The organism is Dorea sp. Marseille-P4042 (assembly GCF_900290215.1).
Lineage (GTDB): Bacteria > Bacillota > Clostridia > Lachnospirales > Lachnospiraceae > Dorea > Dorea formicigenerans.
The window spans coordinates 275,875-293,534 of the sequence record NZ_OLMI01000002.1; the positions used below are offsets into that span (position 1 = coordinate 275,875).

Here is a 17,660-nt window from a genome sequence, read left to right on the forward strand (position 1 = left end):
TCTTACATTATGCATTCCTCCCTGGTTACTCATTTCACTCTTATTAATCCAGATCAATATAATCCACCTGGAATGTGTCATCCTTCTCAGAATGGCTGCGTCTCTCCTTCGGGCGCTCACTGAGCAGATCATCTAAATCATCTACCATATCATCCTCTTCTTCCTCATCCATCACAAATGATTCGAAGTTCTCATCTTCATATAAAGACATATCCGTAATGGTATTAAAATCATCGAATTTCACTGTACGAAGCGGTGCTTCTCTGACTTCATCAAATTTCTCTTCTTCAAAGTCATCATCTGCATAATCATCTTCGTCATCATAACGCTTGCTATCATAATGATCGTCATCATCATCGTCATCATCGCCAAATTCGTCATCATCGTAGTCATCGAAATCATCTTCGTCTACGACTTTTTTGTTTTTGTCTTTTTTCGGAGCCGGCTGAGCTTTCTTTTTATTTATCTTCTTCGGAGCCGGTTCCGGTTCTTTCTCTTCTAAGTCGATTCCATACTCATCATACAGGTCATCCAACTCAATATCACGGTTACGAAGCTTCACACGAACCACAATCAAACGGATAATGAGAAGAAGTAAAATAACAATAAAGATAATCGCAAATACTTTAAAATGTCCGTCAATCACATTCTGCATCTTGTCAAAGAAGCCATTTGCCTTTTTCTTAGCATTGCTTGCTCCGGTATCCTGCTTTACATCACATCTCTGATACGTATTCTCCTGAGAATCATACTCGTAGAAATTCTTCGTACCATTGTTGTTTACAGCATACATCAGATAGAATCCATCTTTGTCTTTATCCTGCCATACAGGGAATTCCTGTCCGTTCAGCGTCAGTGTTGTCTGCGCATAATTAGATGGCAGCTTCACACTTGTATCACTTAACAGAACAATCGTTGTTGTATCGGAAATATCAATCTCTTCATATGGTGCAAATGTTGCATTTGAATCATCATATAAGAAGAAATTGGAATTACCATCCGCTGATGTCAGATAAGCAAGGTAAACACCATTTGTCTCGTTATAAGCCATTGGGCGGTCAGCGCCCTCATAATTCATTGTTGTCTTTTTAAATCCTGCTGGAACAGAAGCTTCTACAAAATCACTCAGCGTATAAGATGTACCGTTCACCTTAACTGTAACATCGCCACTAGCTGCTGTGTCAGCACTTTCTGCTGCCTGAGTATCATCCACGATCTTAGAAGGATCTCCGGCAGCGATTTTCACTGTAGATTTTCCTTCTGTCAGCTTAACCTCTGAACCAGAACTGGATTTCACATCCTGAGATGCTACCGTAATCTCTGTAGAACCTTCTTTCAGTGCCTGGAATGTCATGGTAAATGACACTTCTGAAGAGCCGCCATTTCCTGAGTATGTCAGGGTTCCATCACCACCGGTCACTCCATCACCGGAATTAAACTTCAATGCACTGGCATCATAAGAAAGTGTTACTGATGAACTTCCAAGAGATCCACTGCTGGATTTTAAAACACATTTTACGTCTACCATATCTCCCACAGCCGTACTCGGATCTGCAAAAGAAATTCTACCGCCAGCTGCATGGGATGTCAGTGTCACGCTGGTAGCCAGCACACATACACAGGCAACTGCAGCCAGTACTTTCTTTAAAAACTTCATGTACTTTACCTCTTTTTTCTATAGTTTCTGTATTTTAAGAATGGTTATACATTATTCTGCACTTTCACCACCGGAAGATTCTCCGCCGCCGGAGCTGCTTCCACCAGATTCACTTCCGCCACCGGAACTACTGCCGCCAGAACCGCTTCCTCCAGATTCACTTCCACCACCGGAACCGCTGTTGCCTGAACTACCGCTGCCGGAGCCGCCGCCTGATCCGCTGTCTGATTTACTGCCACCGGAGCTTCTACTGCCAGAGGAATTGCCGCTACCGGAGCCTCTACTTGAAGTTCCTGAAGATTTATTGGAACTACTTCCTGATGAACCCTTAGAAGAACTGTTGGAGCTGTTATCGTAATAACTGTCATTACCTTTTGTTGTACCTTTACCAACATCAGTTGCTTTCTTTTTAACACCTGCATCAATACTCAGCACAACATCTGATGGGGTGTAGCCATCATCTCCAAAGAAGAATTGATGAAGCTGTTGCACATCTCCTGCTAAATCAGTAGGAAGTACGGAACTTCCAATTCCGCTTAATGTTCCAGTTGATTTATTAAATGGGAATCCCGTAGTTTCTCCCAATGTATACTTTTTAAAATCTTTTGCATAAGAAAGAATTTCCGGTAATGTAAAGTTAGTACCTACCTCTGCAAATACGTCGTCTGCAATTTTATTGATTGTTGCAAGATTAGCTGCCTGTAATTTTTCTACAATCTTCTCAATCACAAAGCGCTGACGCTCAGTTCTTTTGAAGTCATCGCCTTTCGTGTAACGAATACGACAGAAAGAAGTAGCCTGAACACCATCTAGATGATGCACCCCAGCACCAACCAGGTCTTCTTCAAATGGACGTCCTGTTACTACAGCAGTCTCATCACAATACATGTTCGTATACTTAACTTCTTCTTCTGTAAGTTCAATATCCAGACCACCAAGTGTATCAATCACATCAATCATAGCATTAAAATTCACTGCAACATAATGTTCAATATTCAAATCCAGATTTTTGTTCAACAGTGCAACTGCCTCTTCTACTCCTCCAAAGGAATATGCTGCATTCGCTTTATTGTATGTACCATCTGACTGTTGCAAAATCGTATCACGATATACGGAACTAATCTTTACTTCTCCAGTCTCCTGATTCAGACTTGCGATCATGATTGTATCACTTCTGGTACCTTTCCCCAAAGAAGCCTCTCTGGAATCTACTCCAAATAACGCAACATTTAAGTATCCCGTCTTATGTTCTACTTCTTTATTAATTTCCAGCTTATTCACATCTAGCTTCTGGACTTCCATCTTGTCCACCTTGCTGGTCACATAAGCAGCTGCCGCTGCTCCTCCACCAATCACGAGTACTAATAGTATGCTAACAGCAATCACGCCTATCTTCTTACCTAACGACCAGGTAGAAAATCCTCTTTTTTTTCTTCTACCTCTATGTACCTTACGATTACTTCTTCTTTTCTTAACCATCGAAACTTCCTTTCATTGAACAGAATTAAACAGATTAATAATATCCTATTTTTTTACAAATTTCAACAGAAATTGTGTTTCTTAAGATTTTTCCAGTATTTTGGACTTGACGTACATTTTAATACGAGCCATTTTGGTAATTTTTCATATCGCTTTCCCAAGAAATATCCCATATATTTACATCCTGACTGATATATCAAATTCCATATTTCCAAAGGCTGTCCGCTCCGAATCAGGTATTTTGCAGTCGCTTTTACCATACGGATTCCTTCTCCTTCTGACGGAACTCCTTCAAACACTTCCGGATATTGTGCCTGTGACACTGCAAGATCAAAATTACGATGAAATTGCTGACTTCCCGTATAATTATGTGAATGTATCACTTTCGCTTCTGCCACATATGCCACCTTATCTCCAGCTAATATCCTCTTTCCGGCAAAAATCATATCTTCATTAAATATAGTTGGATCTTCAAATCCTCCTGCACTCAAAAGATAGTTTCTTCGATAAGCTGCACATACATCTGAGCAAAAAAATGTTTTAATTCCAAGCTGTGATAAATCAACTTTTGATTTGATTCTGCTTTTTTCCGGGTAATTAAACCTTCTTGTATATCTTTCTATTATATTGCAATCCTCTCTTGGCAATTGTCTTCCATATGCAATCCCAATTTCTGGATTACTTTTAAATATTTCCACAAATCTTTCGATCAACTGATTATCTGCCGGAATCGCATCCTGTGTCATATAGAGAACAATATCTGCCTGTGAAATACTAGCTCCCATATTTCTTGTTCCCCCATGATCAAACTCTTCTTGTCTGATGTGAGTAACTTCAATCTGATATGGTTCTGATTCAAGCATTTGTGGAAATTCTCCTACTTCCGTATTAATTATGATAATTTTATGAATCGGATATTCCTGCTTTTGTAACTTGCTAATTAATTGTCCAAACTCACTTCCTGGTCTGTATGTTGGAATAATTACATCCACCTGCATTTAAAATTCCCCTTTATTTACTATTTTGCTTTTCTGAAGTATCTGATTCTTCTCCTCCACTCTTATAAGTAAAGTCTTTAGTCTCTTTATAAGTTTTCGGATCAACCCCTGTCAATTCTATAATTGCATCATTTGCTTCTTTCACTTCATCAGAAGGATCATAATCTTCTTTTCCAAATAAAAATTGATGTAATTCTGTTACATTTTTAGCAAATCCAACTGGAGCGACATAAGACCCTTTGTGTCCTTTTACATTGTCACATGTTGTCACTTCAAATGGGAATCCAGACATCTCACTAAGTTTGTAATTTGTTGCTTTTGATGCAAGCGCCAGGAAATTACCTGTTGTCAGATTTGTAGAAATCTGTGGAACGATTTCATTAATCAACTTGTTCAATGTAATCACGTTTGCACTCTGTGCTTTTTCAACTATTTTTTCTAATACAATTCTCTGACGATGTGTTCTCTCAAAATCCATTCCACTTGTATATCGAATTCTCGTATACGCTACTGCCTGAATACCATCTACGTGATGTGTTCCTGCTCCTTTAAGTCTGGAAGTTTCACGACCTACTACAATTTCAGTTTCATCGCAATACATATTGGTATATTTAATTTCATCTTCTGTAAAATCAAGATCAATTCCGCCCAACGCATCTATAATATCTGCCAATGCATTGAAGTTGACGCTGATATATTTTTCAATATCAAGATCTAAATTACGATTCAGTAGCGCAATTGCTTCGGCTGGTCCTCCCATACGGTATGCAGAATTAGCTTTCTGATATTTCCCATTTTCCTGCTTCAAAAGTGTATCTCGATAGAGTGAAATTAATTTCACCTCATTGGTCTTATTATTAATACTGGCTATCATCATACAGTCACTCTGTACTCCGCCATCCAGCTCGCCTTCTCTGGAATCCAGACCAAATAATGCAATATTCGTATAATCTCCTGTACTCTTATAAATATTAAGATCATCTGTGTTCAGCGTAGTCTTATCCATCTTATCCATAACGAACATCCCATAAGCTACAACTCCAAGACCTGCCAGGATTAATAATTCAACCATAATAATGATGATCCTTTTTCTGCGTTTCTTTTTAAGCCTGCGTTCACGTTCCAATCTTTGCTGTCTTTTATTCAATCTCTTTCTATCCATACTTCCACTCCTCTTATCCGAGTCTTCCCATTTCCTGGTTAATATGCGTTCCTGTTAATAAAGCCTTTAAAAAATGTCAGGAAAATAATTTTAAAATCAAATCCCATTGTCCAGTTTTCAATATAATATAGATCAAATTCTATACGCTTCTGAATAGATGTATCTCCCCTGTATCCATTCACCTGTGCCCAACCTGTAAGTCCAGGTCTTACCTGATGCTTAATCATATATCTTGGGATTTCCTCTTTGAATTTTTCAACAAATTGCGGTCTTTCCGGTCTTGGTCCGACAAGGCTCATGTCTCCTATTAATATATTAAAAAGCTGTGGCAATTCATCAATACTTGTCTTACGAATAAATCTTCCAATTGGTGTCACACGTGGATCATTTTTCGTCGTCCAGCCTTTCTTTTCATCTTTTTCATCCTGAACAACCATAGAACGGAACTTATACATATAAAACGGACGATTATGCTTTCCAATTCTTTCCTGTTTAAAAATAAGTGGTCCCGGTGAAGTTACTTTAATAATGATTGAAGTAACAAGCATTACCGGTGAAAACAATATAATCGCAACCAATGCTCCAAAAATATCCACACAACGCTTTGCCACTGCGTTTAACATATTATTCAAAGGTACCCGTCGAATATTTATGACCGGCATTCCCATCAAATCTTCGGTGTACGGTTTTGTCGGAATAATATTATTATAATCCGGAACAAATTTCGTATGCACACCAGACTTTTCGCACATATTAACAATCCGTCCCAGTTTATGATACTCAGCCAGTCCAAGCGTAATTACGATCTCATCCAATTGGTTCTGCGGAAGAATTTCTGCCAGTTTATCTGTTCCGCCAAGAATCTTTATTCCTCGATATTCCTCTCCTTCAGGCTTATTATCTGCCAATATTCCTTTTACAATATATCCCCATTCTGGATGTGTTACCACGCGATCCAGATATCCTTCTGCTGCACGGCTATATCCGACCAACAAGATATGTTTCTGATTATATCCCTGCTTTCTATACTTTCTGAGAATCCATCGTAACACATTTCTAAACCCTATCTCAGCAACTACATTTACACAGAAAAATACAAACAACATCTTTCTGGAATAATCTGTCATTTTTGCGAGATAAAGTATTAGAATAAATACTAAGAGACCAATAATATTAGCCTGTACGATATGCCACGCTTCAATTCTTCTTCCCTGTCCACGCTTTGGAGTATACAATTGAAACGCATAATATAGAATCAAATAGATAGGTACTACAAACACCAGCACTTTCATATATTGGCTCAAAGAAAGATACCATGAAGACAGCGCGAATAATCCGCTTTTAAAACGGATAAACCACGCTGCTCCATAAGAAAATATAATAATAAGTGCATCTATCAACACATGTAATCTATTAAATAACTTTTGATTATCTTTAATCACAATTTTCACCTGACTTTTCAAAACATAGCTCTTTATTCTACAAATTATACTATATCTTTAAATTGTCTACAACCCTAATCAGATGCATAATTCTTAACATTTCTTTAATATTTACGTAATATTTTTATATAATTTTCATTCAAATATTGAATAATTTCATTCATACGCTCTGCTTTTTGATTCTTCAATACCTTATAAACCATCCTTTTTAGTTTATAATATCTGTATTCAAAACGAATCTTCTTCTTATAATCCAGTCCATATTTTTTTCCATAATAAATACAAGAATCCATTTCGTGCCCAATCATATTCATAGACATCGGCGTACTCTTCTTTTCCAGATGAATCATTCGAATTCCCGGTTCATACACAATCTTACAATCTTTTTTCACCTTTCGAAGTCTTCGAATCAAATCCGGCTCCTCATAATACATAAAAATATTCTCATCAAATTTTCCCGCCTCACAAAAAGCATCTCGTCTTACAAACAAATCTGCCCCAGCAATATACATGTTCTTTTCATCATAACGGTCTTTCCGATTCCATAATTTTAACGACCATTTTTTTATTATAGAAGGCTTGTAATCAAAGTAAAATGAAAAGCCCGGTTTTAGATCTTCAAACAAAAGTTTCCCTCCCATGAGCATCAGATCTTTTTCCTTCTGGAATTTCTCCCAGACTTTTTTAAATATTGGTTCAATTAACATAATATCCGGATTCAAAAATGCAAGGATTTCCCCGGTTGATATATCTACTCCCTGATTATTGCCGGCACCAAATCCTCGATTGTCCGATGGAATATATCGATAATTTTTATATTGTGATTTTGCTAAATCTCGTTCTATTCTTTCATCTTCTGGACTATTGTCTACCACAATCACTTCCAACTCATCTTCAATATCATTGTATTTTGCAATAGAATCCAAACATTTCACAAGAATGTCTCCACTTTTATAAGCTACGATAATGACCGAAATTTTCATTTCTAGACTCCCTTTTCATAAATCTGCAGCAGATTTTTAATGTATACATCATTTGAATAACTTTTTTCATCGAACAATTCAAATGTATTATATGACATCTTCGCTACGATTTCATCATTCGCCATCTTGGCAATTGCGCTGCACATTTCTTTTCCATCTGCTTTTACAATCAAACCATTTTTTTCTGTCACAATATTATCAACTGCCGCACTGCAGTCTGTCACGATACATGGAATACCATAGGCTTGAACTTCCGGTACCGTAAGTGGTGATCCCTCATACCATCTTGACGGAAATATCAGACATCTGCTTTTTTCAATCCATTGATCTATCTGTGCTTTTTCCAGCCAGCCTGTAAACGTAATGTCTGGATACTTTTTTTCCAAATCTTTTTTTAATCCGCCATCTCCGACTACAACTGCTTTTACTCCCGCATTTTCTACTGCCTCACAGAAAAGTGGTACTCCTTTTTCTTCAGATACTCGCCCAATGTACAGATATATCTCATTCTTTTCTGCCAATACTCGTTTTCTTTCTGAAAATGTACTTGGGTTTTTTAGCATAAACTGCCACTTAGGTTCGCCAAAACGTCTCACCAATTGCTTTTTTTCAAATTCAGATATAAATATATACCGAATATTTTTGCAATTTCGCATAACCCGATTCTGCCTGAACTGCCTCATGCATCTCCAGACTTTATAATAATAATGTCTGGAATCACAATTGCAAACAACACAATTAAAAGACATTGGCTTCCTCTCACAGATTTCATTTTTTACATAATCGTAGCAGCCTCCATTTGGACATGTAAGGAAATAATCATGCACAGTCAAAAATACTGGTATATTTTTTTTATCCGCAATAGCAAAGATTGCACTGGATAACACTTTTGTCCATGTATGCACATGGATAATTGTTTCATTTTCTTTTAAAGTATTTAATAAATCTTCCAGCAATTTTCCAGCTTTCCGATTATAAATTCCTTTTTTCATAGCATCTAATTTGCTTGGATTTCCGAGCAGATCATACATTCCCAGCGAAATCACCTGTACAGAACTTTGAACTAACTCCTGGCATGGTTCACCACAACCTGCAAAAAAATAAACCTTCAGGTTACTTCGCTTCGACAGCTCAACTGCAGTCTGAACAGCCACTCTGGCTGCGCCTCCTTCTATATAGGCATAATCACAAGCTACTATCACATTTCGTATTGTCATTTTTTACTCCTACTCCAGAATATAAAGTGCTCCCTGTTTTGCATAATTAGAATTGTAATAAGAATCTCCCATTCTTAAAACTTCCTGCCATTCTTTATAAAATCTTTCACGTTCTTCATCGTTGATTATACCAGTTTTCATCGAATCTTTTGATTCCCAGACTGTTGATGCCTGCATGACACATCTTTTCCCATGCATTCTCAGTTTTAAACAATAATCTGCTGCCGCAAAACTTAAAGAAAAACGTTTATTAAATCTGCCTAATTCTTCAAATGTATTTTTGTGTGTCATGAAACAATTCAAAGATAAAATGCTATAATTGCTCATTACTTTTGCCCGAAACATATCTCCATAATCGCAATCTCCAATACCATAATTCGCTTTGCACAAATCCCCATTTGTTCTAAACACAACTCCTGCATCTTCTACAGTATGTTTTCGCCCAATCACCTTTCCGCTCACGGCACCAACATTTTGTATCTGTAAAACTCCAGCCATTTGTTGCAATGCGTCTCTTTCTACACTCTCCAGATTTTCTGAAACAAAAAACAGATAAGATCCTCTCGCTTTTTCTGCAAGAGTATTAATTTCTTCAACGTTTATTCCTGCAGAAGCTAAAATTTCCAAATTCGAATAATCTTTTCTTTTGAACCACTCTGAACATCTTTTCTTTTTTTCATCATCTTCCCCATATATAATCACAGATATCAAAGGCTGCTTTATCATCTTGTATTCTGTGTGATATAGTCCCAGTCGCTCCATATGCTCTACATTAGCCTGAATACCAACTCTCTCATAATGTGATTGAATTGCTTTCTTTCCCGCATCGTACGCATACATTTTACTTGTTGGATCTCCTGCTACTGAGCCTCCATGCATCCTCCAGTGATACAAAACTTTAGAAACGTGTCCTACTTTTTTTGCAAGTTCTACACACCGAAAGATAAAATCATAATCCTGAGATCCATCATATTCCTTTCTGAATCCTCCCAACCGATCTACAATTGATTTTTTAGCCACAAAAAAGTGAGTGATATAATTATTAGCGCATAATAATTCCGGGCTGTAATCCGGTTTAAACACTGGCTTTTTATAATCGTGACTATCTTCTGATATTTTGTCCTCATCTGTGTACAACACATCATAATCATAGTCATTAATTGCCTTTACAATCTCATATAAAGCGTCTGGCGTCAGCATGTCATCATGGTCAAATAACCCGATATACTCTCCTGTAGCGAGCGCTAGTGCCTGATTTGTGTTCTCTGCAATTCCCTGATTTTCTTCCAGATAAACTACTTTAATTCTTTTATCTTCCATGGAATAACGATTTAATTCTTCTCTGACGCGAATGACTTTTGTGTCATTTTCATCTCCGTTCAAGCTTCCATCTGCAATACATAGTTCCCACTTTTCATAAGATTGTTTTCTTACCGAATCAATCATATCTTTTAAAAAAGGAATCGGAGTCTGGTAGGTCGGCACAACAATACTAATAAGAGGCTGAACAGAAAATTCAACCTCTCTTTGACGCATCAGCTCTTCTTTTGTCGGACAATGCTCTTCATACCACTCTTTATAACTCTTTCCTGCCGGAAAAGCTTTTGCTTTCGCAAGCGTCAAAAATCTGCTGATACCATTTCTACGAATATATTCAAAACCTTTTTTTACATTCTCTTTATTCAATCTTTCGCTGATTTGCTTTACATTCATCTTTTTATTCTTACCTTCTGACATGTACATTCAATCGGAAATCTTTTTCATCCAGCCTGAAATTAGGATTATAATTAGGATCGCCTTTTTCTAATTCCTTTCCCCAACGCTCTTCAAAAAGTGCTACCTCCGAATCAAAACGTTTCACCTTTTCACGAGAATCTTCTAAACCTCTTGATTTAGATTCATAATGTGTCAGTCTTGCATATGGAGTATAAACAATCAGATATCCCGCCTTCCGGATTTTCATACATAAATCCACATCATTAAACGCAACCGCATACTCCGGCTCAAATTTACCAACTTCAAAGAAAACCGTTTTTTTCACCATCATACATGCCGCCGTTACTGCACTTAAATCCTGAATCATATGAACTCTTCCCATATGCCCTAACGTTTCTTCTGCTTCGGCTGCATAAGGATGTCCCGCAATTCCTCCGAGCCCAACAATCACACCTACATGTTGAATTGTTCCATCTTCATAAAATAAGCGGGCTCCGACAGCTCCTACCTCTGGTCTGCTGCAATGTATGAGCATTTCCTCAAGGCAATCCGGATTCTGGATCTCCGTATCATTATTCAGGAATAAAATATACTCTCCTTTTGCATACTGCACTCCATAGTTATTGATTTTCGGATAATTAAAACCTTTTTCTTTCCAATAAACTACTTTGGCTCTTGGACATTTTGCTTCCAATTCTTTATAGTAGGCAAATGTCTGTTCTTCTGTACTGTTATTTTCGACAATGATATATTCTCGATTGTCATAGGAACTCTTTTTTTCCAAAGAATCAATACATTTTTTTAAATCTTCCACATGATCTTTATTAGGAATTACAATGGAAATAAGCGGTGTTTCTTCCATCGTATATCTGACACGATAAATCCCTCTATACTCTGTCTTTTCTACATTCCCTTTTATATTCATTCTCTTCAGATGCATATCAATTGCTTTGCGTTCTTGTTCGTCACACACTTGAACATGCTCTACATTCCTGTGATACAACACTTTTGCAATATGATGGATTGAGTGTTTTTCTTCTATGCATCGAAATATAAAGTCATACTTCCAGTCAATTTGTCCATTCCAACTTTCCAAACACTCATCAAACAATTCCTGGCAAAGTTTCTTTTTTACCAATAAAAAATTATGAATATAATTACAACTTCTAAGCATATCTAGATTTAAATCCGGCTTTATAGCTGATTCTTCATATTCTGTCTCATTTTTTATTATATCATCATCAGAATAAATTGCTTCAATTGTTCTGTCTGCATTCAATGACTTCACACACTGAAAGAATGCATCCGCTGAAAGTTCATCTTCCGGCTGCGTAATCAACACATACTCTTCTTTCGCTTCTTTCAGAATTTCCACTACATCATTTAATTCTCTTATTTTGCAAAGCTTCCACCTTGAATAAGTCTGATTTTTCAAAGAGTCAGCCAGTCGATGAGATCCACTCTTATTCTCCAGCACAATTACCAAAATCTCTGGCATATATGGAAATGTTGTTTCTCGCTGTATTTTGAGCACCTGTTTTGTCGGCTTTGTTTTCTGATACCATGTCATATAATCTACACGAGACTGTCCTGTCAATTTATCCATAATACGGACTATCGTTGCATGTAATCCATATCGTTTATAATAAGTATTTATATTCTTCCAAAATTCTGACATATTCATTCTGCCTTCCATATGATTCTCAAAGCTCTACTTTCCAGCAAGCATCTTTCCAAGCTCAGCGCTGAATCTTTCAGCTTCATCTTCATACATATGTCCTTCATAATCTGAAAATCCATTCAACGATTTATCCAGACTTTCTGTATCTATATAATTGTAATTATAATATGGAATCCCCTGTTTTGCCATATATTCCGCAAAATATGCATTCGCCTCTTCAAAGTTGTCCTGATACTTCTCCATTGTCTCCTGCGGAATCGGTGTTGTAATTACCACAAGCTCTATATTATTTTCTTTGCATAATTTCTTAAGTTTTTCAAAATATTCTTTCACTTCCGGCAAAATTTCCTGTTTGTCCCAGAGTTTCAAATTATCCTCTGTCTTCACAGCATCTGTTCTATGAATGCTGACATGCCCTTTTCCTCCATAGTTCTGAACATCACTATTCCAGAAAGAATCGTCAAAGTTTTTATATGCTTCCCCAAGCTTTGTCCTGATTCTTTCAAATGGGTTTTTCAATCCGGTTCTACAAAGATACCATGGGAAAATTGTCATTCTCCAGTCTTGTCCCCACAGCAGTTGATGATAATACTCTGCTTTTACCAATGATTTTGGAAACTCATCATACATTTCTCTATATTCTGCACCCTTGCTTTTTTCTGCCACCCAATAACCTGGATCCAGTTCATAAACCACTCGTTTCGGATGACCGACACGTATTGCTTCTTTTACGATAAAATAACTATCTGAAAGATACTCGCCCCCAAGACACATATTGATACTGTTACCGCCAGTATACTGATCTACAACTTCCGGCGCAATTGCAGCTTTTCCATGAGAAGTTCCTACAAATATATCTGTGTACTCCTCGCCGTTTTCCAGATTATGCATATCAAACCGAAAAAAGCTATACGGTTTTGCCGCAAAGCAAAGCATTTCATTCACACAAATAATAATTATCATCAAAATTACCGGACTGACAAGTTTTTTAAAATTGTGCATAAATAAAACCTCCTGCTGTATCTGGCATTCTGCCAAGCAATGGCATTGCAAAAATCATTGCAAGATAAATTGCCCAACGAATTACCCATATCTTTGTAGAAAGAGACTGGCGAATCTTCGTTCCTCGTTCCTGTAAAAAACTGACTACAAAGCAAATTGCACAACATACTAACAGCACAGCAATAAATACAGGTGTATACTTTAAATTCATCTGCCCAAACTGTATATTTAATATCTGTGCAGGTTCAAAATATGTTACAGAATTTTTCATCATTGTAAGAGCCTGTGGAATTGTGTCTGCCCGATCAAAGTACCAGCTTATATTCACAAGTAGAAATGTCCGGATAATCTGAAATATATGCCAGCCTGTAGATTTATCATTAATGTGAAGCTTCTTCTTCCACTCTCTGTAATTTTTTGTCATCAGACCACTAAATGCAATAATCACTCCATTATAAATACCATACACTATAAACTTCCAGGCTGCTCCATGCCAGATTCCTACCACAAGGAACACGATCAGATTCGCTACACAGATTGGTAATGCTCTTCCATAAGTTTTTCCAAACTTCTTCTTTGCGAATTTACCGAATTTTCCCATCCAGCCAGATAATGATACCGGGTAGAATACATAATCTTTCATCCATGTTCCCAATGTAATGTGCCAGCGATGCCAGAAATCTGTAATAGAAACCGCAAAATACGGGCGTTTAAAGTTTTCATCCATCTCTACGCCAAATAATTCTGCCACACCAATAACTACATCTACACCTCCTGAAAAGTCCGCATAGAGCTGTGCAGAATATGCCAGTACACCTAATATTGCAATTCCATTATAAGTCTGATACTGATTAAAAATTGCATCAACAAATACTGCTGCTGTATCTGCAATCAACATTTTCTTAAAAAATCCCCAAATTATCCGCTGAACACCACGTTCAATTCTCTGCCAGTCAAATTCATGTTCTGCGTACAAGGTCTTTGTCAATCGGTCAAATCTGCCAATCGGTCCCTGCAAAATCTGAGGGAAGAAAGAAACAAACAAAGCAAAACGAAATACATTTTTTTCCGGTTCACAACGGTTCCAATAAACATCTAAAATATACCCTGCTGACTGAAATGTGTAAAAAGACAATCCAATCGGAAGTAATAAATGAAATGGGCCAAAATCTGTATGAAATAACTGATCAATATTCTGTACAATAAAATTCGTATACTTCAATACTCCTAACAGACCAAACACAAATAGAAGGGCAAGTATTAACACGCCCTTCTTTTTTTGCTTCGCATCTTTTTTATGTGCTTCATCTGTCTGGTCTATTCGATGAATTACAAGCGCTGTTCCATATGTCACAAGTGTTGTATATAGAATAAACCCTAAATACTGTATTCCGGCAGATGCATAATAAATGTAGCTGAAAAGCAACAGCCACATCCATTGACAGCGTTTCGGAATGATATAATATCCAACTACTGCCAAAATCACAAATACCAGAAATTCTATTGATGTTAATGACATAAATATTTCCTCTTACTTAAAAATGAAATGTATCTTTCAGTCCTACCCAAAGCTGATCTTTGTCACTTAAGTTCAGTGCTGTTCCATCTTCCAGATGATATCCTTCTGCGGAAGCATTGCCCTTATACTCCCCTACAAGCTGTGGCCATTCTACGCCGATCTCAGGGTCGTTCCATGCGAGACCACCTTCATCTCCCGGATGATAGAAGTCTGTACACTTGTAGCAGAACTCTGCAATCTCACTTAAAACAAGGAATCCATGGGCAAATCCTTCCGGAATATAGAACTGTTTCTTGTTCTCTTCTGTCAGTTCTACACCGAACCATTTTCCGTATGTCTCACTGTCACTTCTAAGATCAACAGCTACGTCAAATACTGAACCTTTTACGACACGTACTAGTTTTCCCTGCGGAAACTCTTTCTGGAAATGTAATCCGCGAAGAACACCTTTTGTAGAACAAGACTGGTTGTCCTGTACGAACTGCATCGTAAGTCCTTCCTCTTCCATATCCTTCTGATTGTATGTTTCCATAAAGTATCCTCTTGCATCACCATGAACCGTTGGCTCAATGACACAAAGTCCCTTTATTCCACCTGCATTTTTTTCTACTTTAATCTGTCCCATCTTGCATATCTCCTTTTTTACGATTATGATGCATACGGGCACACATATATTATGTGTACCCGTCCATTTCATTTTCACTCTTTTTATTCGTCTTACAATGCCTCTTATCTGAGTCTATGCGAATCTTCACAAAGCTTTTAGAGTTCGTCTATGTTCAACTCTTTCAGATAACGTCCAAGTGCATCCTGCCAGGTCGGAAGTGGTGTAAAGCCATTCTCCACCAGTTTTTTCTTATCCAGTCTGCTGTTAAATGGTCTTGCAGCTTTGGACACTCCGTACTCTGCAGTTGTAACCGGATCAACTGTAATTCTGTCTTCTCCGTACTCTGTATGTCCCTGTTCTACAGCCTGACGAAAAATTTCTTTTGTGAAATCATACCAGCTGATGTATCCGCCTTCATTGGTCGCATGATAATAACCATACTTATCTGTCTCGATCATATCGACAAGCAGTCTTGCCAGATCAAATGTGTAAGTCGGTGTACCGATCTGATCATTCACTACACGAAGTTTATCATGATTTTTTCCAACTTTCAACATGGTCTTTATAAAGTTGTTACCATTCTTTCCAAATACCCACGCAATTCTCACGATGAAGTATTTGTCCAGTGTCTCAGACACTGCCAGCTCTCCGTCCAGTTTTGACTGTCCGTAAACATTTAACGGCTGATAATCCTTACAGTCCGGCTGCCATGGTTCTTCTCCCTGACCATTGAATACATAGTCCGTACTAGTATAGACCATCTTACTGTCAAGCTTCTTACATACTTTCGCAATATTTTTCGTTCCTTCTGCGTTTACTGCATGAACCTTATCCTTTTTATCCTCATCTTCTGCAAGGTCAACTGCCGTCCATGCTGCACAATGTATCACTGCGTCCGCATTTACTTCTGTAAGAACTTTCTCTACAGATGCTTTATCTGTAATGTCCATCTGCACATATGGCATAGATACAACCGGTGTACCGTCCTGGATTCCATTATAGCTTTCCGCGATATCAGAACCGATTCCTTCATAGCCACGCTTTGCCAGTTCATTCATCACATCATGTCCGAGCTGACCAGCTACTCCAGTTACCAGTACTTTCATTATTTCATTCCCTCCCGGTTTGCATACATTTTCTCATAGTAATTCTGATACTCTCCGGAAATGATCGTCTCCCACCACTCCTTGTTATCCAGATACCATTGGATTGTCTTTTTGATACCATCTGCAAATTTTGTCTCCGGCAGCCATCCAAGCTCATTGTGAATCTTTGTCGGGTCGATTGCATAACGCATATCGTGTCCTTTACGGTCTGCCACATATGTGATCAGGCTTTCCGGTTTTCCAAGCTCTTTACAGATCATCTTGACGATGTCAATGTTCTTCATCTCGTTGTGTCCACCAACATTGTAAACTTCTCCGACACGTCCGTTATGGATGATCAGGTCGATGGCTCTGCAGTGATCCTCTACATATAACCAGTCACGCACATTTTCACCTTTTCCATACACCGGAAGCGGCTTATCATTCAGTGCATTTGCAATCATAAGCGGAATCAGCTTCTCCGGGAAGTGATATGGTCCGTAGTTGTTAGAGCATCTGCTGATTGTTACAGGCAATCCGTATGTTCTGTGGTATGCAAGAACAAGAAGGTCTGCGCCAGCTTTTGATGAGCTGTATGGGCTGCTTGTGTGGATTGGTGTCTCCTCTGTAAAGAACAGGTCTGGTCTGTCCAGTGGAAGATCTCCGTAAACCTCATCTGTAGATACCTGATGATAACGTTTGATACCATACTTTCTGCAAGCATCCATAAGAACTGCTGTACCTTTGATATTTGTATCCAGGAATACTTCCGGGTTCTCGATAGAACGGTCTACATGACTCTCTGCTGCAAAGTTTACAACCATGTCCGGATGCTCTTCCTCGAATAATTTGTAAACAGCCTCACGGTCTGTGATGCTCTCTTTGACAAAACGGAAATTCGGGTTGTCCATCACTGGTGCAAGTGTAGATAAGTTACCTGCATATGTCAGGCAGTCCAGACAAACGATACGATAATCCGGATATTTGTCTAACATGTGAAAAATAAAGTTACTTCCGATAAATCCAGCTCCGCCGGTTACGATAATTGTCATAATTAAAAATCTCCTTTGAATTACTTAGTCAAAATTTATAAAAATTCTTCATTTTTTATT

At 37.9% G+C, this 17,660-nt stretch carries 14 protein-coding genes; all 14 read right to left on the minus strand.

Annotation, left to right across the window (positions count from 1 at the left end):
* Positions 1 to 43: 43 nt before the first annotated feature.
* The 14 genes from C7E02_RS06750 to rfbB all read right to left on the minus strand — a co-directional run bounded on the left by C7E02_RS06750 (position 44) and on the right by rfbB (position 17,600).
* Positions 44 to 1,657 (minus strand): hypothetical protein, encoded by a 1,614-nt coding sequence (locus C7E02_RS06750; RefSeq protein ID WP_105309124.1) that lies wholly within the window; start codon positions 1,655 to 1,657, stop codon positions 44 to 46.
* Positions 1,658 to 1,708: 51 nt separating this feature from the next.
* Positions 1,709 to 3,136: an LCP family protein gene (locus C7E02_RS06755; RefSeq protein WP_105309125.1), complete on the minus strand. Its 1,428-nt coding sequence runs from the start codon at positions 3,134 to 3,136 to the stop codon at positions 1,709 to 1,711.
* Between the two features lie 62 nt (positions 3,137 to 3,198).
* On the minus strand, positions 3,199 to 4,134 hold the full coding sequence (locus tag C7E02_RS06760; protein ID WP_105309126.1) for a glycosyltransferase family 2 protein: 936 nt from the start codon (positions 4,132 to 4,134) through the stop codon (positions 3,199 to 3,201).
* A gap of 13 nt (positions 4,135 to 4,147) precedes the next feature.
* Positions 4,148 to 5,296 (minus strand): LCP family protein, encoded by a 1,149-nt coding sequence (locus C7E02_RS06765; protein WP_105309127.1) that lies wholly within the window; start codon positions 5,294 to 5,296, stop codon positions 4,148 to 4,150.
* 38 nt (positions 5,297 to 5,334) lie between these two features.
* The gene (locus C7E02_RS06770) at positions 5,335 to 6,738 is read right to left on the minus strand and encodes an undecaprenyl-phosphate glucose phosphotransferase (RefSeq protein ID WP_105309810.1); all 1,404 of its coding nucleotides are present in this window, start codon (positions 6,736 to 6,738) and stop codon (positions 5,335 to 5,337) included.
* Positions 6,739 to 6,842: 104 nt separating this feature from the next.
* Positions 6,843 to 7,721, minus strand: coding sequence for a glycosyltransferase family 2 protein (locus C7E02_RS06775; RefSeq protein WP_105309128.1), 879 nt, complete (start codon positions 7,719 to 7,721; stop codon positions 6,843 to 6,845).
* Between the two features lie 2 nt (positions 7,722 to 7,723).
* Positions 7,724 to 8,938 carry a glycosyltransferase family 4 protein gene (locus tag C7E02_RS06780; RefSeq protein WP_005337858.1) on the minus strand — a complete coding sequence of 405 codons (1,215 nt, stop codon included), beginning with the start codon at positions 8,936 to 8,938 and terminating at the stop codon, positions 7,724 to 7,726.
* Positions 8,939 to 8,947: 9 nt separating this feature from the next.
* On the minus strand, positions 8,948 to 10,651 hold the full coding sequence (locus C7E02_RS06785; protein WP_242978764.1) for a glycosyltransferase family 2 protein: 1,704 nt from the start codon (positions 10,649 to 10,651) through the stop codon (positions 8,948 to 8,950).
* A gap of 10 nt (positions 10,652 to 10,661) precedes the next feature.
* On the minus strand, positions 10,662 to 12,332 hold the full coding sequence (locus tag C7E02_RS06790; protein ID WP_242978765.1) for a glycosyltransferase family 2 protein: 1,671 nt from the start codon (positions 12,330 to 12,332) through the stop codon (positions 10,662 to 10,664).
* Positions 12,333 to 12,365: 33 nt separating this feature from the next.
* Complete coding sequence (locus tag C7E02_RS06795; protein ID WP_105309130.1) at positions 12,366 to 13,337, minus strand: hypothetical protein; 972 nt, start codon at positions 13,335 to 13,337, stop codon at positions 12,366 to 12,368.
* Positions 13,324 to 14,856, minus strand: a complete 1,533-nt coding sequence (locus tag C7E02_RS06800) for an MBOAT family O-acyltransferase (protein ID WP_105309131.1) — start codon at positions 14,854 to 14,856, stop codon at positions 13,324 to 13,326. The genes C7E02_RS06795 and C7E02_RS06800 overlap by 14 nt, the downstream gene beginning before the upstream one ends.
* 16 nt (positions 14,857 to 14,872) lie before the next feature.
* Positions 14,873 to 15,481, minus strand: a complete 609-nt coding sequence (gene rfbC, locus C7E02_RS06805) for a dTDP-4-dehydrorhamnose 3,5-epimerase (protein WP_105309132.1) — start codon at positions 15,479 to 15,481, stop codon at positions 14,873 to 14,875.
* A 137-nt stretch (positions 15,482 to 15,618) separates the two neighbouring features.
* Positions 15,619 to 16,569, minus strand: a complete 951-nt coding sequence (gene rfbD / locus C7E02_RS06810; protein WP_105309133.1) for a dTDP-4-dehydrorhamnose reductase — start codon at positions 16,567 to 16,569, stop codon at positions 15,619 to 15,621.
* The gene (gene rfbB, locus C7E02_RS06815) at positions 16,569 to 17,600 is read right to left on the minus strand and encodes a dTDP-glucose 4,6-dehydratase (RefSeq protein WP_005331716.1); all 1,032 of its coding nucleotides are present in this window, start codon (positions 17,598 to 17,600) and stop codon (positions 16,569 to 16,571) included. The genes rfbD and rfbB overlap by 1 nt, the downstream gene beginning before the upstream one ends.
* Positions 17,601 to 17,660: the final 60 nt, after the last annotated feature.